Origin of the sequence: Pseudoprimorskyibacter insulae (assembly GCF_900302505.1) — a bacterium.
In the GTDB taxonomy this organism is placed as follows: Bacteria; Pseudomonadota; Alphaproteobacteria; order Rhodobacterales; family Rhodobacteraceae; genus Pseudoprimorskyibacter; species Pseudoprimorskyibacter insulae.
In genome coordinates, this window is the sequence record NZ_OMOJ01000003.1 from 192,259 (window position 1) to 210,214 (window position 17,956).

The 17,956-nt window shown below is 62.2% G+C and carries 16 protein-coding genes and 1 riboswitch; of the genes, 9 read left to right on the forward strand and 7 right to left on the reverse strand.

The genetic code is table 11. From position 1 onward, the window contains the following. Positions 1 to 47: 47 nt before the first annotated feature. The 7 genes from PRI8871_RS10095 to PRI8871_RS10125 all read left to right on the forward strand — a co-directional run bounded on the left by PRI8871_RS10095 (position 48) and on the right by PRI8871_RS10125 (position 6,902). Positions 48 to 548, forward strand: a complete 501-nt coding sequence (locus PRI8871_RS10095) for a TRAP transporter small permease (protein ID WP_108886099.1) — start codon at positions 48 to 50, stop codon at positions 546 to 548. Then, positions 545 to 1,846: a TRAP transporter large permease gene (locus tag PRI8871_RS10100; RefSeq protein WP_108886100.1), complete on the forward strand. Its 1,302-nt coding sequence runs from the start codon at positions 545 to 547 to the stop codon at positions 1,844 to 1,846. The genes PRI8871_RS10095 and PRI8871_RS10100 overlap by 4 nt, the downstream gene beginning before the upstream one ends. Before the next feature lie 59 nt (positions 1,847 to 1,905). Continuing rightward, positions 1,906 to 2,607 (forward strand): transcriptional regulator NanR, encoded by a 702-nt coding sequence (nanR, locus tag PRI8871_RS10105; RefSeq protein WP_108886101.1) that lies wholly within the window; start codon positions 1,906 to 1,908, stop codon positions 2,605 to 2,607. 69 nt (positions 2,608 to 2,676) lie between these two features. Further along, complete coding sequence (locus tag PRI8871_RS10110) at positions 2,677 to 3,921, forward strand: ribulose-bisphosphate carboxylase large subunit family protein (protein ID WP_108886102.1); 1,245 nt, start codon at positions 2,677 to 2,679, stop codon at positions 3,919 to 3,921. Then, positions 3,918 to 5,282 carry a four-carbon acid sugar kinase family protein gene (locus PRI8871_RS10115; protein WP_108886103.1) on the forward strand — a complete coding sequence of 455 codons (1,365 nt, stop codon included), beginning with the start codon at positions 3,918 to 3,920 and terminating at the stop codon, positions 5,280 to 5,282. The genes PRI8871_RS10110 and PRI8871_RS10115 overlap by 4 nt, the downstream gene beginning before the upstream one ends. Further along, the gene (locus PRI8871_RS10120) at positions 5,279 to 6,115 is read left to right on the forward strand and encodes a phosphogluconate dehydrogenase C-terminal domain-containing protein (RefSeq protein WP_108886104.1); all 837 of its coding nucleotides are present in this window, start codon (positions 5,279 to 5,281) and stop codon (positions 6,113 to 6,115) included. Before PRI8871_RS10115 ends, PRI8871_RS10120 begins: the two co-directional genes overlap by 4 nt. A 190-nt stretch (positions 6,116 to 6,305) precedes the next feature. Continuing rightward, positions 6,306 to 6,902: a class I SAM-dependent methyltransferase gene (locus PRI8871_RS10125; protein WP_108886105.1), complete on the forward strand. Its 597-nt coding sequence runs from the start codon at positions 6,306 to 6,308 to the stop codon at positions 6,900 to 6,902. Between the two features lie 53 nt (positions 6,903 to 6,955). Here the strand turns inward: PRI8871_RS10125 and PRI8871_RS10130 are convergent, their stop codons facing one another. After that, positions 6,956 to 9,178 (reverse strand): NADP-dependent isocitrate dehydrogenase, encoded by a 2,223-nt coding sequence (locus tag PRI8871_RS10130; RefSeq protein WP_108886106.1) that lies wholly within the window; start codon positions 9,176 to 9,178, stop codon positions 6,956 to 6,958. A gap of 449 nt (positions 9,179 to 9,627) precedes the next feature. Here PRI8871_RS10130 and PRI8871_RS10135 point away from each other — a divergent pair, with 449 nt between their 5' ends. Further along, positions 9,628 to 11,376 carry a sugar phosphorylase gene (locus PRI8871_RS10135; protein ID WP_108886107.1) on the forward strand — a complete coding sequence of 583 codons (1,749 nt, stop codon included), beginning with the start codon at positions 9,628 to 9,630 and terminating at the stop codon, positions 11,374 to 11,376. Between the two features lie 43 nt (positions 11,377 to 11,419). Here the strand turns inward: PRI8871_RS10135 and PRI8871_RS10140 are convergent, their stop codons facing one another. Beyond that, the gene (locus PRI8871_RS10140) at positions 11,420 to 12,667 is read right to left on the reverse strand and encodes a glycosyltransferase family protein (RefSeq protein ID WP_108886108.1); all 1,248 of its coding nucleotides are present in this window, start codon (positions 12,665 to 12,667) and stop codon (positions 11,420 to 11,422) included. A 13-nt stretch (positions 12,668 to 12,680) separates the two neighbouring features. Continuing rightward, positions 12,681 to 13,454 carry an HAD-IIB family hydrolase gene (locus PRI8871_RS10145; protein ID WP_108886109.1) on the reverse strand — a complete coding sequence of 258 codons (774 nt, stop codon included), beginning with the start codon at positions 13,452 to 13,454 and terminating at the stop codon, positions 12,681 to 12,683. A gap of 210 nt (positions 13,455 to 13,664) precedes the next feature. Then, positions 13,665 to 13,794: riboswitch (FMN riboswitch) on the forward strand. A gap of 36 nt (positions 13,795 to 13,830) precedes the next feature. On the opposite strand from PRI8871_RS10145, the gene PRI8871_RS10150 reads away from it, so the two are divergent. Further along, positions 13,831 to 14,334, forward strand: a complete 504-nt coding sequence (locus PRI8871_RS10150) for a 6,7-dimethyl-8-ribityllumazine synthase (protein WP_281258631.1) — start codon at positions 13,831 to 13,833, stop codon at positions 14,332 to 14,334. Between the two features lie 36 nt (positions 14,335 to 14,370). Here the strand turns inward: PRI8871_RS10150 and PRI8871_RS10155 are convergent, their stop codons facing one another. From PRI8871_RS10155 to ltnD, 4 genes are read right to left on the reverse strand one after another with little or no spacing between them, the layout of a single operon-like run. Then, on the reverse strand, positions 14,371 to 15,138 hold the full coding sequence (locus PRI8871_RS10155; RefSeq protein WP_108886111.1) for a hydroxypyruvate isomerase family protein: 768 nt from the start codon (positions 15,136 to 15,138) through the stop codon (positions 14,371 to 14,373). Further along, positions 15,135 to 15,785, reverse strand: a complete 651-nt coding sequence (gene otnC, locus PRI8871_RS10160; protein ID WP_108886112.1) for a 3-oxo-tetronate 4-phosphate decarboxylase — start codon at positions 15,783 to 15,785, stop codon at positions 15,135 to 15,137. Before otnC ends, PRI8871_RS10155 begins: the two co-directional genes overlap by 4 nt. Further along, positions 15,782 to 17,053 carry a 3-oxo-tetronate kinase gene (gene otnK, locus PRI8871_RS10165; protein ID WP_108886113.1) on the reverse strand — a complete coding sequence of 424 codons (1,272 nt, stop codon included), beginning with the start codon at positions 17,051 to 17,053 and terminating at the stop codon, positions 15,782 to 15,784. Before otnK ends, otnC begins: the two co-directional genes overlap by 4 nt. Then, positions 17,050 to 17,955 carry an L-threonate dehydrogenase gene (ltnD, locus tag PRI8871_RS10170; RefSeq protein ID WP_281258629.1) on the reverse strand — a complete coding sequence of 302 codons (906 nt, stop codon included), beginning with the start codon at positions 17,953 to 17,955 and terminating at the stop codon, positions 17,050 to 17,052. The genes otnK and ltnD overlap by 4 nt, the downstream gene beginning before the upstream one ends. Position 17,956: the final 1 nt, after the last annotated feature.

Sequence of the window (17,956 nt, forward strand, 5' to 3'; positions counted from 1 at the left end):
TGCGCCCGGCTTTTTCTATAAAAACACAGGCTTCAAAGGAGCCGCGCATGCAACGCTTGCACCAAATCAGGGATGGGCTGATGTCCGTTCTGGTGTTGATCGGCGGGCTGGCTGTCATCGCCTTGATGGTTCATGTCGGGCTGGATGTCCTAAGCCGCAACCTTTCCAATGCACCTATCCCCGCCACCTATGAGATCGTCACCGAATATTACATGGTCGGTCTGGCCTTTATTCCACTGGCGTGGGTCGAAAAGAACGGCGGCATGGTTCAGGTTGAAATCATGGACAGCTTCATGGGCCCGCGCATGCGCCGCCTGTCCAATATCGCCGTTTCGCTGATCTCGGGCGTGATCTATGGTGCGCTGACTTGGGTCAGCTGGAGCGTGGCGATCAAGAACATGACCACCGGCACCTTTGTCATGGCGATGAATGTCCCCGTGCCGACGTGGCCTGCGCATTTCATGCTGCCCTTCGGCTTTGGTCTGGCGGTGCTGGTTGTGCTGCTGCGGGCCGTTGACGAAGCCACATCTGACGGAGCCATCGCATGAGCGTCGAGACCGGCATCGCAGGCGTTATAGTCCTGTTCATCCTTCTGGCCCTGCGCGTGCCTGTTGCGCTGGCGCTGATTGCCGTGCCCTTCGGCGGCATCACTTGGCTGCTGGGCATCACCCCGGCCATCGGCATTCTGTCCAACACGCCGCAATCCTTTGTGGCCAACTGGACGCTGTCCGCTGTGCCGATGTTCCTGCTGATGGGCTTTGTCGCCTTTCACACCGGGCTGACGGGGGGGCTTTTTGATGCGGCCAAGGCCGTGCTGCGCCGCATCCCCGGCGCGCTTGCAATCTCGTCGATCTTTGCCTGTTCGGGCTTTGCCGCGGTTTGCGGGTCGTCGCTGGCCACCGCCGCCGCCATGGGCCGGATCGCCATTCCTGAAATGGTAAGGTCTGGCTACGCACCCTCCTTCGCGGCTGGGTCCATCGCGGCGGGCGGCACCATTGGGGCTCTGATCCCGCCGTCGATCCTGATGATTGTCTATGGCGTCTTTGCCGAAACATCGGTCACCAAGGTGTTTGTCGGCGGCATCACCATCGGCCTTCTGACCGCACTCAGCTATGCCATCGTGGTTCTGCTGACCTGCTGGCTGCGCCCCGATATCGCGCCGCCCAAGCCGCTGGACGCCGATGACATCGACACCAAGAAAGCCATTCTGAACATCTGGCCGGTGCTGCTGTTGATGGTTGTGGTCTTTGGCGGATTGTTCTCGGGCGTTTTCACCGCGACCGAGGCCGGGGCCGTTGGGGCCATCGGATCGATCGTGATCTCGCTGGCGACGCGGCGTTTGACGCGGGCGCTGTTCCGCCAATCCATGATTGAGACGTTGATGACCACGTCATCGCTGTTGATCGTGGGTGTGGGCGCGTCGATGTTCACCCGTTTTCTGGGCCTGACGGGCCTATCAAACGCGGTGTCTTCGGCGGTTAGCGGCGCGGACCTCAGCTATGCGCATCTGATGCTGATCGTCGTGGTGATCTACCTGATCCTTGGCATGTTCATGGAACCGTTCGGCGCGATGCTGGTCACCCTGCCCGTGCTGCTGCCGATCTTCAGGGCCGAAGGCATCGATCTGGTCTGGTTCGGTGTTCTGGTCGTCAAACTGCTGGAGATCGGGATGATCACGCCGCCCGTTGGCCTGAACGTGTTCGTCATTCGAAACGTGGCCAGCCAATATGCGACCGTGGTTCAGATCTTCAAAGGGGTCATCCCCTTCCTTGCCGCCGATCTGGTGGTTGTGCTGATCACCGTGGCCTTCCCCGGCCTCGTGCTTTTCCTGCCGTCGCTGATGTGACGGTTCCGGCGGGCGGATGCTGGCTTGAGCCGGACCGCCCGCCGCCCTATCTTGCGCTCATGACTGAGCCAATTCGCCCCCGAAAACTGTCTGACGAAGTTCAGGACCGCCTGCTAGAGCGGATCCGCAGCGGCATGGCGCCGGGCGATGTGCTGCCGTCGGAACGCGAATTGATGGCCGAATATGAAATCGGCCGCCCCGCCATTCGCGAAGCGATGCAGAATCTGCAACGCATGGGCCTGATCGATATTCGCCACGGGGGCCGCCCGCGTGTGGCCGAACCCTCGCTGGATGGGCTGATCGGGCAGATGGCCACCTCGATGCACCACGTCCTGACCCATGGCGCATCGACCATGGATCATCTGAAAGAGGCCCGCGTCACGCTTGAGGCGGAAATGGCCCGTCTTGCCGCGATGCGCCGAACCGATGGCGATTTGGCAACCTTGGAACAAATCCTCGACCGACAGACCGAGGCCCGCGATACCCCCGAACGGTTCCTTGATCTGGACGGAGAGTTTCACCGCACCATCGCGGCGATTTCCGGCAATCCGATCTTTGAAACCCTTAGCGCAGCGACTTTTTCCTGGCTGCGGTCCTTTCACAAGGATCTGGTGCGCAGTCCGGGACTAGAGGCGCTGACGCTCAAGGAACACCGCGCGATTTTGGCCGCCATCGCCGCGCAGGATGCAGAAACCGCCGCCCGCGCCATGGCCGACCACCTGACCCGCGCCAACGCGCTTTACCACCAAAGCCACGGGTAAACACCGCCCTGCAGCAATGGGCCTTTTCTACGCGCCTCAACTGGTATAATGAGTTGACCAGGAGGAGCCATGACCCGCATCGAAGCCGATTACCTGATCGAAACCCCTGTTGACCCCAGCGCCGCCGCCGAGGCGATGGCGGGCGAGCAATCCTCTGGCACCTTCGTGCGCCTTCCCGGCGAGACGGAAGAATTGCGCGAACGGTCATCCGCGCGGGTGGAAGGGCTGGTGCAACTGCCCAATGCCGATGCGCCCTCTCTGCCCGGCGCGCGGGGCGCTGGCCCCGATGGGATCCGCCGCGCCAAGGTCACGCTATCATGGCCGCTTGAAACCACCGGCCCGGACCTGATCAACCTGACGGCCACCGTTGCGGGCAACCTGTTTGAATTGCAGCAGTTTTCCGGCCTTCGCCTCCTGGATATCCGCCTGCCAGACGCGTTCAGCCATTACCCCGGCCCCAAGTTCGGCATAGACGGCACACGCAAGTTGTCGGGTGTCGCCACTGGTCCGTTGATCGGCACCATCGTCAAACCCTCGGTCGGGCTGAGCGCCGAGGACACCGCCGCGCTGGCGGGCACCTTGGCTGCGGCGGGCATCGACTTCATCAAGGATGACGAACTGCAAGCCGACGGCCCGAACTGCCCGTTCGACACCCGCGTGCGCGCCGTGATGGACGTACTGAAAGCCCATGCCGACAAGACCGGCAAAAAGGTGATGTACGCCTTCAACCTCTCGGGCGAAGTCGATGACATGCGCCGCCGCCACGATCTGGTGCGCGATCTGGGCGGCACCTGCGTCATGGCCAGCCTCAATTCCGTGGGCCTGGCCGGAATGCTGGCGCTGGCCCGCCACACCGACCTGCCGATCCACGCCCACCGAAACGGCTGGGGATATCTGTCGCGCCACCCCGCCCTTGGCTGGGACTTCACCGCATGGTCCAAGATCTGGCGCTTGGCCGGGGCGGACCACATGCACGTCAACGGGCTGCGCAACAAGTTCTCGGAAGCGGACGACAGCGTGATCACCTCGGCCCGTTCGCTGGGCCAGCCGATGTTCGAGGGCAAACCCTGCATCGCCATGCCTGTGTTTTCGTCGGGCCAATCAGCGGTTCAGCCGCCTGAAACCTACGCCCGCCTTGGCCATGCCGATTGCATCTATGCGGCAGGCGGCGGGATCATGGCACATCCGCATGGCCCCGCCGCAGGCGTGCAATCGCTGCGCGACGCATGGGACGCCGCAATCGCGGGCATCCCCGCCCAAACCTATGGCGAAACGCACCCCGCCCTTGCCGCCGCGTTGGAGACCTACGCATGAGCCTGCCCGGCGGCCTTTTGATCGGCTGGGTCGGCGACGATTTTACCGGCTCTGCCGCCACGATGGAGGCGATGGCCTTCTCTGGCCTGCCTGCCGTGCTGTTCACCGATGTGCCAACGCCGGACCAGCGTGCGCGCTTCGCGGATGTACGCGGGCTGGGCATTGCCACCACCGCCCGCGCCCACGGCCCCGGCTGGATGGAGGCGCACCTGCCGCAAGCCTTCCACTACCTGACCACGCAGACCGCGCCGCTGGTGCATTACAAGACCTGCTCAACCCTCGACAGCGCTCCGCATGTCGGCTCGATCGGGCGGGCGATTGATGTGGCCCTGTCGGTGGTGCCAAGCGCCTATGTGCCCTTCCTTGTCGCCGCCCCCGTGATGCGCCGTTATCAGGCCTTCGGGCATCTCTTCGCCTCGGCCCCCGGCGGGGTGTTCCGGCTGGATCGCCATCCGGTGATGGCCCGCCACCCCGTAACCCCGATGGAGGAAGCCGACGTCGCGCGGCATCTGTCGCTGCAAACCCTGCTGCCCTGCACCAATCTGGATGTCGAGGCGCTGGACAGCGCCCCCGAAGCCACCCTGCAAGAGCGCGCCCAGAACGGCGGCATCGTCACATTAGACGCCATGACCGAGGCGCATATGCGCAAGAACGGCCGCCTGATTTGGGAAGGACGCGCTACTGCCCCCCTCGTCGCGGGTTCGCAAGGCATCGAATACGCGCTGATCGCCCATTGGCAGGCCCAAGGCCTGATCCCCACGCAAACCCTGAGCCAAGGCGCAGGCGCAGTGGATCGGATCGTTGCCGTTTCTGGTTCTGTCTCGCCCATCACCGCGCGCCAGATCGCTTGGGCCGAGGGCAACGGCTTTGCCGTTATCCCGCTTGATGTCGCCGCAATGCTAGGCGGCGATGTCACCGCCGAGGCCGCCACCACCAAAACCGCCCGCGCCGCCCTAGACGCAGCCCAAGACGCGCTGATCGTCACCGCGCGGGGCCCCGATGACCCGGCCGTCGCGCAGGTGCGCGCCGCCATCAAGGCCAGCGGCATGACTGGCGAACAAGCCAACACCCAGATCGGCGCCGCGCTCGGGCGCATCCTGAAACGCGTGCTGACGGAAACCGGCCTCACCCGCGCCATCGTGTCGGGTGGCGACACCTCGGGCGCGGTCACGCGGCAACTGGGCCTTTACGCCTTTACCGCTCTGGCCCCCACCACCCCCGGCGCGGGCCTGCTCACGGGCTACTCAAACGATGCCCGTTTTGACGGTCTGCAAATCGCGCTGAAAGGCGGGCAGATGGGCAGCGACGACTATTTCGGATGGATCAAACGCGGCGGTGGCGCCGCAGGAGGAAAACAATGACCAAGATTGCCCTGCTGGGTGCCGGTGGAAAGATGGGCGTGCGCCTGTCCAAGAACCTTGCCAAAACCAATTACGATGTGGACCACGTCGAGATTTCGGAAGAAGGCCGGGCGCGCCTTATGGCCGAGGTTGGCGTAGACGCCGTCGATCAAGCCGTCGCTCTGGCGGGCGCTGACGTCATCGTCATGGCCGTGCCCGACCGCCTGATCGGCAAGATCGCCCATAGCTTCATCGATCAGGTCAAACCCGGCGCGCGGATCATCGTGCTCGACGCCGCAGCCCCCTATGCGGGCGAAATGCCCGTGCGCGAGGATGTCAGCTATTTCTGCACCCATCCCTGCCACCCGCATATCTTCGACCCAACCCCAAATGAGGCCGTGCAGCGCGACTATTTCGGCGGCATCGACGCCCCCCAAGGCATCGTCTGCGCCCTGTTCCAAGGCCCCGAGGAAGATTACGCGATCTGCGAGGACGTGGCCAAAGCCATCTACGCCCCGGTCGCGCGCTCGCATAAATGCACGCTGGAAAACATTGCCGTGCTGGAACCCGCCCTGTCGGAAACCGTCGCCGCCACCTTCTGCCTTGCCCTGCGCGAAGCAACCGACCGCGCCGTCTCGATGGGCATCCCCGAGGCCGCGGCCCATGATTTCGTGCTCGGCCACCTGAAAATCGAACTGGCCATCGCATTTGGCATCTTCCCCGAAGGCAAATTCTCGGACGGCGCGCTTCTGGCCATCGACAAGGCCAAATCGGTGATCTTCAAAGAAACCTGGCTCGACGACGTGTTCAACCTCGACGCCGTGAAACAGTCGGTCAAAGACATCTGCGCCTGATCTAGGTGCACCCGCCCCCTGTCATTTTCTGACCGAAAATATCCCGGGGGGTCCAGGGGGGCAGCGCCCCCCGAAAGGCTCGGGGCCGCAAGGCCTCGGGCCTTTTCATATCTCCGCCTGTTACAGCGCTGTCACATAACTGCGCCACATCCTGCAATCACTACAGCGACCGGATCTCAACAAAACCCAAATGGACAAGCAAACCCACGCCTTTTACGCCTCAACCGCACAAACCTATGTCGCGAGCGGAGCCAATGGCACCAGTCGCCATCTTCTTGGATTTCTGGCCCGCCTGCCCGCCGGGGCCCGTATTCTGGAGCTCGGTTGCGGTGGTGGCCGCGATGCCGAGGCGATGCTTACCGCCGGGTTTGACGTTGATGCGACCGACGGCACACAAGAAGTCGCCGCACAGGCCGAAACGCGCCTTGCCCGCCCCGTGCGCGTCATGCGGTTTGATCAACTAGACGCAGTGCGGGCCTACGACGCGGTCTTCGCCAATGCCTCGCTGCTGCATGTGCCGCGCCCCGATCTGCCCGATGTCCTGACCCTCGTGTATCGTGCCTTGCGCCCCGGAGGTCTGTTTTTTGCAAGCTACAAATCCGGCGGCGTCGAAGGGCGCGACGCACAAGCTCGGTACTACAATTACCTTGATCGCCCGGCGTTTGAAGCCGCTTATGCGCAGGCCGGGGATTGGCGCGCGCTCGATATCATCGAATATATCGGAGGGGGTTTTGGCGGCACGACAGGGCCATGGATCGCCGGTACATATCAAAAGCCGAGGGCCTAAAACAAAAAGGCCCCGGCTTTCGCAGGGGCCTTTTCTAAGTCAGATCAAGTGGTTCAGCCGATGATCGCGTTCAGCGTGGCGCTCGGGCGCATCACGGCTGCGGTCTTGGCCGGATCGGTGTGGAAGTAACCACCGATGTCCACCTTGTTGCCTGCGCCAGCGGCCAGTTCGGCCAGAATGGCGGCTTCGCCTTCGGCCAGAGCCTTGGCGATAGGGGCAAAATGCGCGGCCAGATCGGCGTCGTCACCCTGCGCGGCCAGAGCCTCGGCCCAGTAACGGGCGAACCAGTAGTGGCTGGCGCGGTTATCCGGCTCACCCACTTTGCGGCCCGGGCTGCGGTTGTCGTCAAGGATGCCTTGCGTTGCGGCTTCGGCCGCGCGGCCCAGGACGCCCGCTTTGGCATTGCCCTTGGCATCGGCGAGGAAGTTCAGCGACTCGCCCAGAGCGCAGAATTCACCCATCGAGTCCCAACGAAGGTGGTTCTCATCGACCAACTGTTCGACGTGCTTGGGGGCCGAGCCGCCAGCACCGGTTTCGAACATGCCGCCGCCGTTCATCAGGCCAACAATCGACAGCATCTTGGCCGAGGTGCCCAGTTCCAGGATCGGGAACAGGTCGGTCAGGTAGTCGCGCAGAACGTTGCCGGTGATGGCGATCGAGTTCTCACCTGCGGTGATGGTTTCCAGCGAAGCGCGGGTGGCTTCACGGGGCGCCATGATCTCGAATTTGTCCGCAACACCAGCCGCTTCCAGAGCGGGTTTCACATAGGCGATCAGCTGTGCATCGTGGGCGCGGTTTGCGTCCAGCCAGAAGATCGAGCGATAGCCGGTCAGGCGCTGACGGTCGATCGACAGCTGGATCCAGTTCTCGATCGGGGCCTTCTTCACGGTGCAAGCGCGCCAGATGTCGCCTGCCTCAACCTCATGGCTGTGCAGGGTTTCGCCGTTGGCCAGAACCACGCGGATGATGCCATCTGCGGGGGCCTCAAACGTGGTCGGGTGCGAGCCGTATTCTTCGGCCTTCTGGGCCATCAGACCGATGTTCTGAACGGTGCCAGCAGTGGCCGGGTTCAGAGCGCCATTGGCTTTGAAGAAGTTGACCGACTCGTCATAGACCGGCGCATAGCAGTTGTCGGGGATGACGCAGTTGGTGTCGCCCTCGTTGCCATCCGGGCCCCAGCCCTTGCCGCCTGCGCGGATCAGAGCGGGCATGGATGCGTCGATGATCACATCCGACGGCACGTGCAGGTTGGTGATGCCTTTGTCCGAGTTCACCATATACATGGCCGGACGCTCGGCGGTCAGGGCGGCGATATCGGCGTTGATCTCGGCGGCGTTGTCCAGCTCGTTGATGCGGGCCAGAACGGCACCCATGCCCGAGTTCGGGTTCACACCGGCAGCGGCCAGTTGATCGCCGTACTTGTCAAAGATCGGGGCCAGCCATGCCTTAACGGCGTGGCCAAAGATGATCGGGTCCGAGACCTTCATCATCGTGGCTTTCATGTGCAGCGAGAACAGAATGCCGTCTTTCTTGGTGTTCTCGATCTCTTCGGCCAGGAAAGACGACAGCGCCTTAGCCGACATGAAGGTCGCGTCAACGACTTCGCCTTCGATCAGCTTCCAGCCGTCTTTGAGAACCGAAACAGCGCCGTCTTTGCCGACGAATTCGATCTTGGCGGCGCCTGCTTGCGCGGCGTTCAGCGTGGCCGACACTTCGTTGGCGTAGAAGTCATTGCCGGACATCGACGACACGTGCGTCTTGCTGTCCGAGGCCCATTTGCCCATGCGGTGCGGGTTCTTCTGGGCGAAGTTCTTCACGGCACGTGCGGCGCGGCGGTCGCTGTTGCCTTCGCGCAGAACCGGGTTCACGGCCGAGCCCTTGATCGCGTCGAAACGGGCGCGGATCGCCTTTTCTTCGTCGGTCTGCGGGTCTTCGGGGTAGTTCGGGATGTCATAGCCCTGCGCCTGCAGTTCTTTGACGGCGGCGCTCAGCTGCGGCACCGATGCCGAAATGTTCGGCAGCTTGATGACGTTGGCTTCGGGGGTTTTCACCAGCTCGCCCAGTTCGGCCAGATCGTCCGAGATTTTCTGCGCATCGGTCAGCTTTTCGGGGAAGGTCGCCAGAATGCGGCCCGCCAGCGAAATGTCCTTGATGCCGACGGTCACGCCAGCGGCGGAGGCAAAGGACCGGATGATGGGCAGGAACGAGGCCGAGGCCAGCTCGGGCGCTTCGTCTACCTTGGTATACAATAGATCTGGCTTCGATGTATCGCTCATGATTTTCTACCTTTTCGCATGGCTCAGGCTGTAAAACACATCGGTCGCGCGGCAGGCCGCAGGTTTGGTTCGACCGCGCGCCCGGACAAGACTCGGGCAGGCGCACGACCACGGTTTCGCGGCTGCTTATGTCAGAAGCGTTTGAATTTCGAAAGACCTTCAATCTCCGCAAAGGCCGGTTTTCGCCGGGGCGCGACCATTCGCCTTTGTTTGCAGCAATCGCGCGAATAATTGTCATGCGCAAACAGTCGCTGCGCCGCCGCAAACACGGGGTGAGTCGCGCCAAGTGCCAAAGAATACGGCAGATGCCTGTCCGCAATCCCAGACAAACAAAACGAAACCCTGTTTCGTTCCCAAGAGGCGTTGCATTTCGGGCATTTAGGCGAAAAAATTAAACAAATTCGCGGCCTTTGCGGGCCTCCTGACAGATTAAAAGACGAGCGGACAAAATGCAAAAATCACCCCCACAGTTGAAATCCCGCATCCGCGACCTTCTGGACGGTGTCTATAAAGGCAATGACAATGCCGCGCTGGCCGAACAGGTGATTGCCGCCTTCTGGCCGGAAGAAGACAACCAGCCCCGCCGCCGCCCGCGCCGCCCCGGCAACACGCTTTGGACCCAAGGCGACGCGGTTCTGATCACCTACGGCGACTCAATTCTAGATGGCATTCACAAGCCGCTGGATTTGCTGCGGGACTTTTTGCTCAACCATATGTCGGGCGCGGTGAATGGCGTGCATATCTTGCCGTTCTTTCCCTTCACGTCGGACGATGGATTTGCCGTCACCGATTTTCGCAAGGTGAACCCGAGCCTTGGCGACTGGCCGGATGTGACGCGGATCGGGGAACGTTTCTATCTGATGTCGGATCTGGTGCTGAACCACGTGTCCAGTCAGGGGACTTGGTTCAACGCCTATCGGCAGGGCAAAGAGCCTTTTGACAAGTTCTTCTTCGAAGCCTCGCCCGAAGACGATCTGTCGATGGTCGTCCGCCCGCGCACCACGCCGCTGCTGCAAGAGGTGGATACCGTCAACGGCAAGAAACACGTCTGGTGCACCTTCAGTCATGACCAGATCGACCTGAATTTTGCCAACCCCGAGGTGCTGCTAGAGATCATCCGCATCATCCGCCTGCATGTCGATAAGGGCGTTCGGATCGTGCGCTTGGATGCGGTGGCCTTCCTGTGGAAAGAGGTCGGCACCCCGTCGATCCACCTGCCCCAGACACACCGGGTGATCAAACTGCTGCGCCTGCTGTGCGACTTTGCCGCCGAACCGGTGGTTCTGTTGACCGAAACCAACGTGCCCAAGGCCGAAAACCTAAGCTATTTCGGCCAATGCAATGAGGCGCATTCGATCTACAACTTCCCGCTGCCGCCCTTGGTGCTTTATGCGCTGCTGTCCGGCTCGGCCCGGTATCTGAGCGGCTGGTCCCGCGCCATGCCGCCCGCGCCGATGGGCTGCGCCTATCTGAACTTCACCGCCAGCCATGACGGCATCGGGATGCGCCCCGCCGAAGGTCTGCTGCCCCAGCCCGAGATTGACCGCATGATCGACACCGTCAAGCAAAGCGGCGGCGTCGTGTCCATGCGTACCCTGCCCGATGGCCGCCAATCGGTCTATGAGCTGAACAGCGCCTATTTCTCGGCCATGGCGCGGACGTTTGAAGGCGAAGACGATCACCAGATCGCGCGCTTTGTCTGCTCGCAGACCATTGTCATGTCGCTAGAGGGCATCCCGGCCTTCTACATCCATTCCATGCTGGCCACCCCCAACGATCTGGAGGGGGTCGAGCGGCGTCAGATGAACCGGGCCATCAACCGTCACCGCTGGGATTACCCGACGCTGCGGGCGAAACTGGCCGACCCGGATTCCAATCAGGCCCGCGTTTTGGGTGCCATGACGGAACGGCTGCGCCTGCGGTCGCGTCAGCCTGCGTTCCATCCCAATGCCACGCAGTTCACCCTGTCGATGGATGAACGTATTTTCGGCGTCTGGCGTCAGTCACTGGACCGCACGCAATCCATCTTTGCGCTGCACAATGTCAGCAATGACACCGTGACCGTGCCCTGTTCGGCACTGAACCTGATCGAGGATGAAAGCTGGGTGGATCTGTTGTCGGGCGAAAAGATCGACCCGCATGGCGAAACGATCGAAGTCGGCCCCTATCAGTGCCGCTGGATCACCAATCTGCACTAAGAAACGGTTGCGGGGCGATCTATGGCCCCGCAACCTTCGCACGTCAGGCCGCGGGCGCGCGAAAGGCCAAAGGTGCGAACTCGGCCTGATCTTCGGCGGCGGCGGTTTTCATCGCGGAAATCAGCTGCGGATCGGCGGCATGAACGCGGTTCCAGTTTGGAATGAACGGCGTTTCATGCGGGTTCTCAAGAAAGATCTGCCCGGCCCGCATGATGTTTTCGGCAAAAAGTTCAATCGTGCGTTCCTCGGCGTGGCGATCGACAATCAGCCCGTTCATCGCCGCATCATTGGCGTAGACCTCGACCAGATCCAGCGCGCGGCGGTAATAGGTGGCCTTCAATGTGCGGAAGACATTCGGGGTAAAGACGGTGCCTTCGGCGGCCAGTTTGCGGAAGATTGCCTTACAGATGTCGGTGGACATCCGGTTGAGCCCGGCATTGGCATCCTCGGGGCTGACGGTTTGGTGCTTATGGTCGTAAGCGTCCGAAATTTCGACCTGACATACGCCCTGACGGCCCAGATTGCGCCACGCCTCGGACAGCACGCCAATTTCCAGCCCCCAATCTGACGGGATGCGCAGATCAGGCAACATGCCGGTGCGCAGGGCAAATTCACCCGACAGCGGATAGCGGAACGACCGTAGATAATCGATATAGTCGTGATCCCCGATCACCTTCTTCAGCGCAATCAGCAGCGGGCTGACCAATAGCCGCGTCACCCGGCCATTCAACTTGCCGCCGCCGACACGCGGATAGAACCCCTTGGACAACTGATAGCTAAAGTTTGGATTGGCCACCGGATAGACCAGCCGCGCCAGCATGCCCCGTTCATAGGTGACAATGTCGCAATCGTGAATCGCCATCACGGAACTGTCGGCGCAGCCGATCAGATAGCCGATGCAAGACCAGACATTCTTGCCTTTGCCGGGTTCTTTCGGGGCCAATCCATGGCTTTCCAGTTTGTCACCCAAGGCCTTCATACGCGGCGAGTCGTTCCACAACACCACATGTTCCTGCGGCAGGCGCGAAAAGAAATCCCGTGCCATGCGGTATTGGTCTTCTGTGGCCCGGTCCAGCCCGATGATGATCCGGTGCAGATAGCGCACCTTGGACAGCTCATCGATGATGTGCCCAAGCGCGGGGCTTTCCAGCTCGGAATATAGCGACGGCAGGATCAGGCTGATCTTGCGGGTCTGAGCAAAGGCCTCAAGCTCGTACTCCATTTCCTCAAGCGAGCGCGTGCGCAGGTTGTGGAACTGAGCGATGTTACCGTTTTGGTGAAAGTCTGCCATGTCGTCCTAGTCGTTATGATCGGGTCAAATTATCAAGTCTGTGCAGCACCGCTTGGTTCCATCCGGCGGGTCCGGTCAGGTGCGTTCGGGTGACGGTGCCGCTGTCTTCGCCCGCAAGGGGCGGCATGGGCGTGCCGTGGTCGTTGCGGATAATGACGCCGTAGTCAGCGGCCAGCAGCATTTCGGTATCATTAGGTGCATCGCCCAAAGCCATGGTCACATCGGCCTTTAGCGCCTGCGCAACCTCGGCCATGGCGTCGGCCTTGGTGCGGCCAAAGGACAGGGTCAGAAACCGCCCGCCCCGCCGCGCGGTGATGCCTTGGTCCGCCAGTACGGCAATGAATATCTGTTCTTTCGCGGGGCCAAGCGCCCAAAGGCCCGGTTCGGAATGCTGCCGCTTCCGCGCCATGGCCGCCGCCTCTGGCGCAAGCCCGGTCACATCCGCCACGCCCTGATCGGTCATATCGCCAAAGCCGCGAAACCCGGCGCGTAGATCGGCGGGAAGCGCGGCCAGCGCATCGCGCAAACGGGAGTAATCGTCAGTGCCTGCGCTTGCCTCTTGCCCCGGCCACACGACACCTGCACCGTTCTCGACAATCATCGGCGCCGCGCCCAGCCCCATCTGACCATGCAGAACGCGGATTTCGTCTGCGGTTTTGCTAGAGGCCAAGACTAAGGGAATGTCTTTTAATTTCAGAGCATTCAACGCCATAATTGCCGCGTTGAATGAATAGGTGTCGTGATCCAGAAGCGTGCCGTCCAGATCTGAAAACACCACCAAACGCATATTGCCCCCTGCAAGCCGTTTCTGCCTATTTCTGAGTATAGGGCGCATTGGCGGTTTGAAACGGTTGGCCCTGTAAGATCGCGCCAAGTTTGGACAAATGACAGGCAAGCGCCTAAAAATTGTGCAAGAGCTTCGCACAACTGTGATCGGCCTTGCACAAAGGTCCATGCACCACCGGCTTGACGGGGCGGCCCCCAATGGCTAGCTGAAGGGTATTCTCAGGGCGGGGTGAAATTCCCCACCGGCGGTTATAGCCCGCGAGCGCCTGCATACGCAGGGTCAGCAGATCCCGGTGGAATTCCGGAGCCGACGGTTAAAGTCCGGATGAAAGAGAATGCGCATGCGTTCCCGTAAGGGGGCGGTGTGCTGACGTGCTCTGGGATCTTGTCATAGCGAAAGGACACCAGAGATGACAAAATCCCCTACCTTCGCCTTCATCAAGGCCCGCTGGCATGCGGATATCGTGGATCAGGCCTATGCCGGGTTTGTGGCCCGGGTCGAAGAACTGGCCCCCGGCGCAACGGTCGAAGCCTTCGACGTGCCCGGTGCGTTTGAAATGCCGCTTTTGGCGCAGAAACTGGCCCGCACCGGACGGTTTGACGGAATTGCCGCTGCCGCGCTGGTGGTCGATGGCGGGATCTATCGCCACGACTTCGTCGCCCAAGCCGTTGTGTCGGGATTGATGGATGCGCAACTGGCCACCGATACGCCGATGTTCTCGGTCTCGCTGACGCCGCATCACTTTCAGCCGAAGTCTGAACATGAACAGTTCTACTTTGACCATTTCGTGCACAAGGGCCGTGAAGCCGCAGATGCCGCGATGCAGATCTATGCGTTGAACCAGTCGCTGGCCGCAAACGACAACGTGCGCGCTGCGTAACGCGATGGGCGGGGCGCAGAACGCGCCCCTGCCCGCTTAGATCTTCTGCGCCTCGGCCATCCAGCCAAGGGTCGGATCGGTCGGCCCGCCGGGTTTGTATTCGGCCCCCAGCGGCACATCCCACCCCAGCGCCTTGATGGCGGCGAACACCGTTGGGTAATTCAGTTCCCCATGATCGGGCGTGCCGCGATCGGGGACCGATGCGAATTGAATATGCCCGATATCGCCCAGCAATGCCGCCAAGCGCGTGGTCACGTCGCCTTCGGTGCGGCCCACGTGATAGCAATCAAACATCAGCTTCAGGTTCGGACGGTCCACGCGGCGGATGATATCAACCGCCTGATCGGTGGTGACCAGAAAATACCCCGGCGCGTCATGGCGGTTTAGCGGCTCAATCAGGATGGTAACGCCCAAAGGCGCGGCCTGATCGCAGGCATAGGCCAGATTGGCCACGAAGGCGGCATGGGCATCGGCGCCACTGGCAAACCCGGCCATCACATGCACTGCGCCTGCGCCAATGGCCTGCGCATAGCTTAACGCCTCATCAATCGCGGCGCGGGCGTCCGTTTCGCGGCCCGGCAAGGCGGACAGACCGTTTTCAGGAACGCTCAGATCACCGCGACGGGTGTTCAGACCCAGCATCCTCAGCCCGGTGTCATCCAGCGCGGATTTGACCTCGGAGGCAGGCACATCATAGGGCCAATGGCATTCCACCGCGTCAAAGCCGGCGGCGGCGGCGGCCCGGATCGCATCGGGCAAGGGCCGGTCATTCCACAGAAAGCCCAGGTTGGCGGACAGTTTCATACGTCCCACTCCACATCAAATTTCGTCACAAGCGCCTGCACCTGATCGGGCGACAGCCCGCGCGGGCTCATCCCCCGTGTCATCATCGCAAGGCGCGCGGTGTCTTCCAGTTCCTCGATGGCGTTGCAGGCGGCCTCGATGTCTTTGCCCGCCACGACAGGCCCGTGATTGGCCAGCATCACCGCCGTGCGTTTGCCTGCCAGCCCGCGCACCGCATCGCCCATGGCCGGATCACCGGGCAGGAAGAATGGCAGCAGTTTGACCTTGCCCAGCTTCATGATCCCGTAGGGCGTCAGCGGCGGCAGGAAATTGTCCTCATCCACATCGGGCATCATCGACAGGGCGACCGAATGGCACGAATGCAAATGCACCACCGCGCCAGCCGTTGACCGCGTGTCATAGAAGGCAGAATGCAGTGGCATTTCCTTTGTCGGCTTGTCCCCGCCAATCAACCGCCCCGAGGCGTCAAACCGGCTGAGCCGCCCCGGATCAAGCCGCCCGAAACTGGTGCCTGTCGGGCTGACCAGCAGCCCGCCATCTTCTGTCCGGGCCGAGATATTGCCCGTCGATCCGCCCGTCAGGCCACGGTCGAACATCGACTTGGCCAGCAGACAGATCTGTTCGCGCAAGGCGGCTTCGGTGCTCATGACGCCTCCAACACGGCCAAGGCGCCGCTGAAGAAATCGACCGCGCCGAAGTTCCCGGATTTGAGAGTGATCGCAATGTCATGGCCCGCACTGGTGGCAAAGCACCACGGCACGCCGGGGGCGATTTCTGCGCCGATGGTCAGTTGATCGACGCCAAGCGCCTGCGTCACCGCGCCCGAGGTTTCGCCCCCCGCCACAACGATGCGCCGTGCGCCTGCGTCCCGTGCCGCCACAGCGCAGGCCGACAGCGTGCGTTCCACCAGTTCGCCTGCCTCGGCCACGCCCAGCTTGGCCTGCGCGGCCTTGACGCTGTCGGGATCGGCGGTGGCGTAGATCAGCGGAGCCTTTGACAGATCTTGATCGGCCAGCCACGCCAGAACCGGATCAGCACCCTGTTCGGTCAGCGCCAGCGGGTCCAGTCGATAGGCCGCTGCGCCGGTTTCCAGATAGGCCGCGACCTGCGCGTTGGTCATGGCCGAACAGCTGCCCGACAGGATGATGCTTTGATCCGCCAGAACCGGCGGTGCGCCTGCGGCTGCGCCCTCGGGCAGATCGCCATCGGCGCGGTAAAGGTCTGGCAAAGGCATGGCAATCGCGCTGCCGCCGGTCATCAGCGGCATGTCGCGGCAGGCTTCGGCAATACGGTACAGGTCGGCATTTTCGACCGCATCCACCACCACATGCGCCACGCCGTCGCTGCGCAAACGGTCCAGTTCGGCGCGGATCGCTTCGGGGCCTTTGGCGACGCAAAGCCGGTCCACCAGACCGACCTTACCTGTCACCTGCGGCTCAATCAGTTTGACCAGATCGGACTGGCGCATCGGCGTCAGCGGGTGATCCTTCATCGGGCTGTCCGACAGCAGTTGCCGCCCGACGAACAGATGGCCCATAAAGATCGCCCGCCCGTTTTCCGGGAAGGCCGGGCAATAGATCGTCTGATCGGTGCCAAGCACTTGCATCAGCCCTTCGGCCACCGGGCCGATATTGCCTTCGGGCGTGGAATCGAAGGTCGAGCAGTATTTCCAGAAAAACCGCTGCGCCCCTGCGGCCTTGAGCCAATCCAGCGCGGCCTGCGTTTCGGCCAAAGCCTGATCCACCGGCGCAGTGCGGGATTTCAGGGCGATGACCTCAAAGGCGGCGGTGTCTTTGGGCGGCGTCGTGGGCACGCCCATCCGCAGACTGACACGCACGCCCGACCGGGCCAAAAGCCCGGCCAGATCGGTGGCCCCGGTGAAATCATCGGCGATTGCGCCCAAAAGCGTTGTCATTTGTCGCCCTCCGGAAGGGTCAAGCCAGCGTTGCGTGCATAGACCTTGGCAACGGCGGCGTCGTCCTCATGGCCCAGCCCCATACCGGCGGCGGCCAGATATTGCTGCATGGCAGCGGCGGTGATCGGTGCACTGAACTTGGCCGATTTGGCGATGTCCAGCACGATGCCCAGATCCTTCGGCCAGATATTCACCGAAGAATGCGGCGTGTAATCGCCCGCCACAATATGCGGCGCGCGGTTTTCCAGCATCCAGCTGGTTCCAGCACATTTCGAAATCACGTCAACGAATTTGGCAGGCTCCACCCCTTGAGTCATGCCAAAGGTCAGCGCCTCGGCCATGGTAGCGATATGCACGCCCGCCAGAAGTTGGTTCACCGCCTTCATCGCGCTGCCCGCGCCTGCGGCATCGCCCAATTCAAACACCGTCTCGGCCGTCGCATCCAGCACAGGTTTCAATGCAGCGAAGGCATCGGCCGTGCCAGAGGCCATGACCGACAGCTTGCCCTGCGCCGATTTCGCCGCCCCGCCCGAGATCGGCGCGTCGAGGTAGAGCACGCCAGCGGCGGCGCATTGCGCCTCCATCCGGCGGGCGAATTCTGGTGGAACCGTGGCCGAGGACATGACCGCCGCGCCTTTGCGCAGATGCGGGACGATGCCATCTTCACCAAACAGAACCGCCTCGGTCTGGTCGGCGTTCAGCACCACCACAACCACGGCGTCCAGATCCCCGGCGGCTTCGGCCAGGGCGCTGCCCTGCCCGCCTTCAGCGCGAAACTGATCCATCCGAGCAGTCGCGATATCGACGCCCCAAACGCTATGCCCCGCCCGCAATAGCGATTGCGCCATGCCGTATCCCATTGACCCAAGGCCAATGACGGCAGTCTTGATTGTGGTGGCCAAG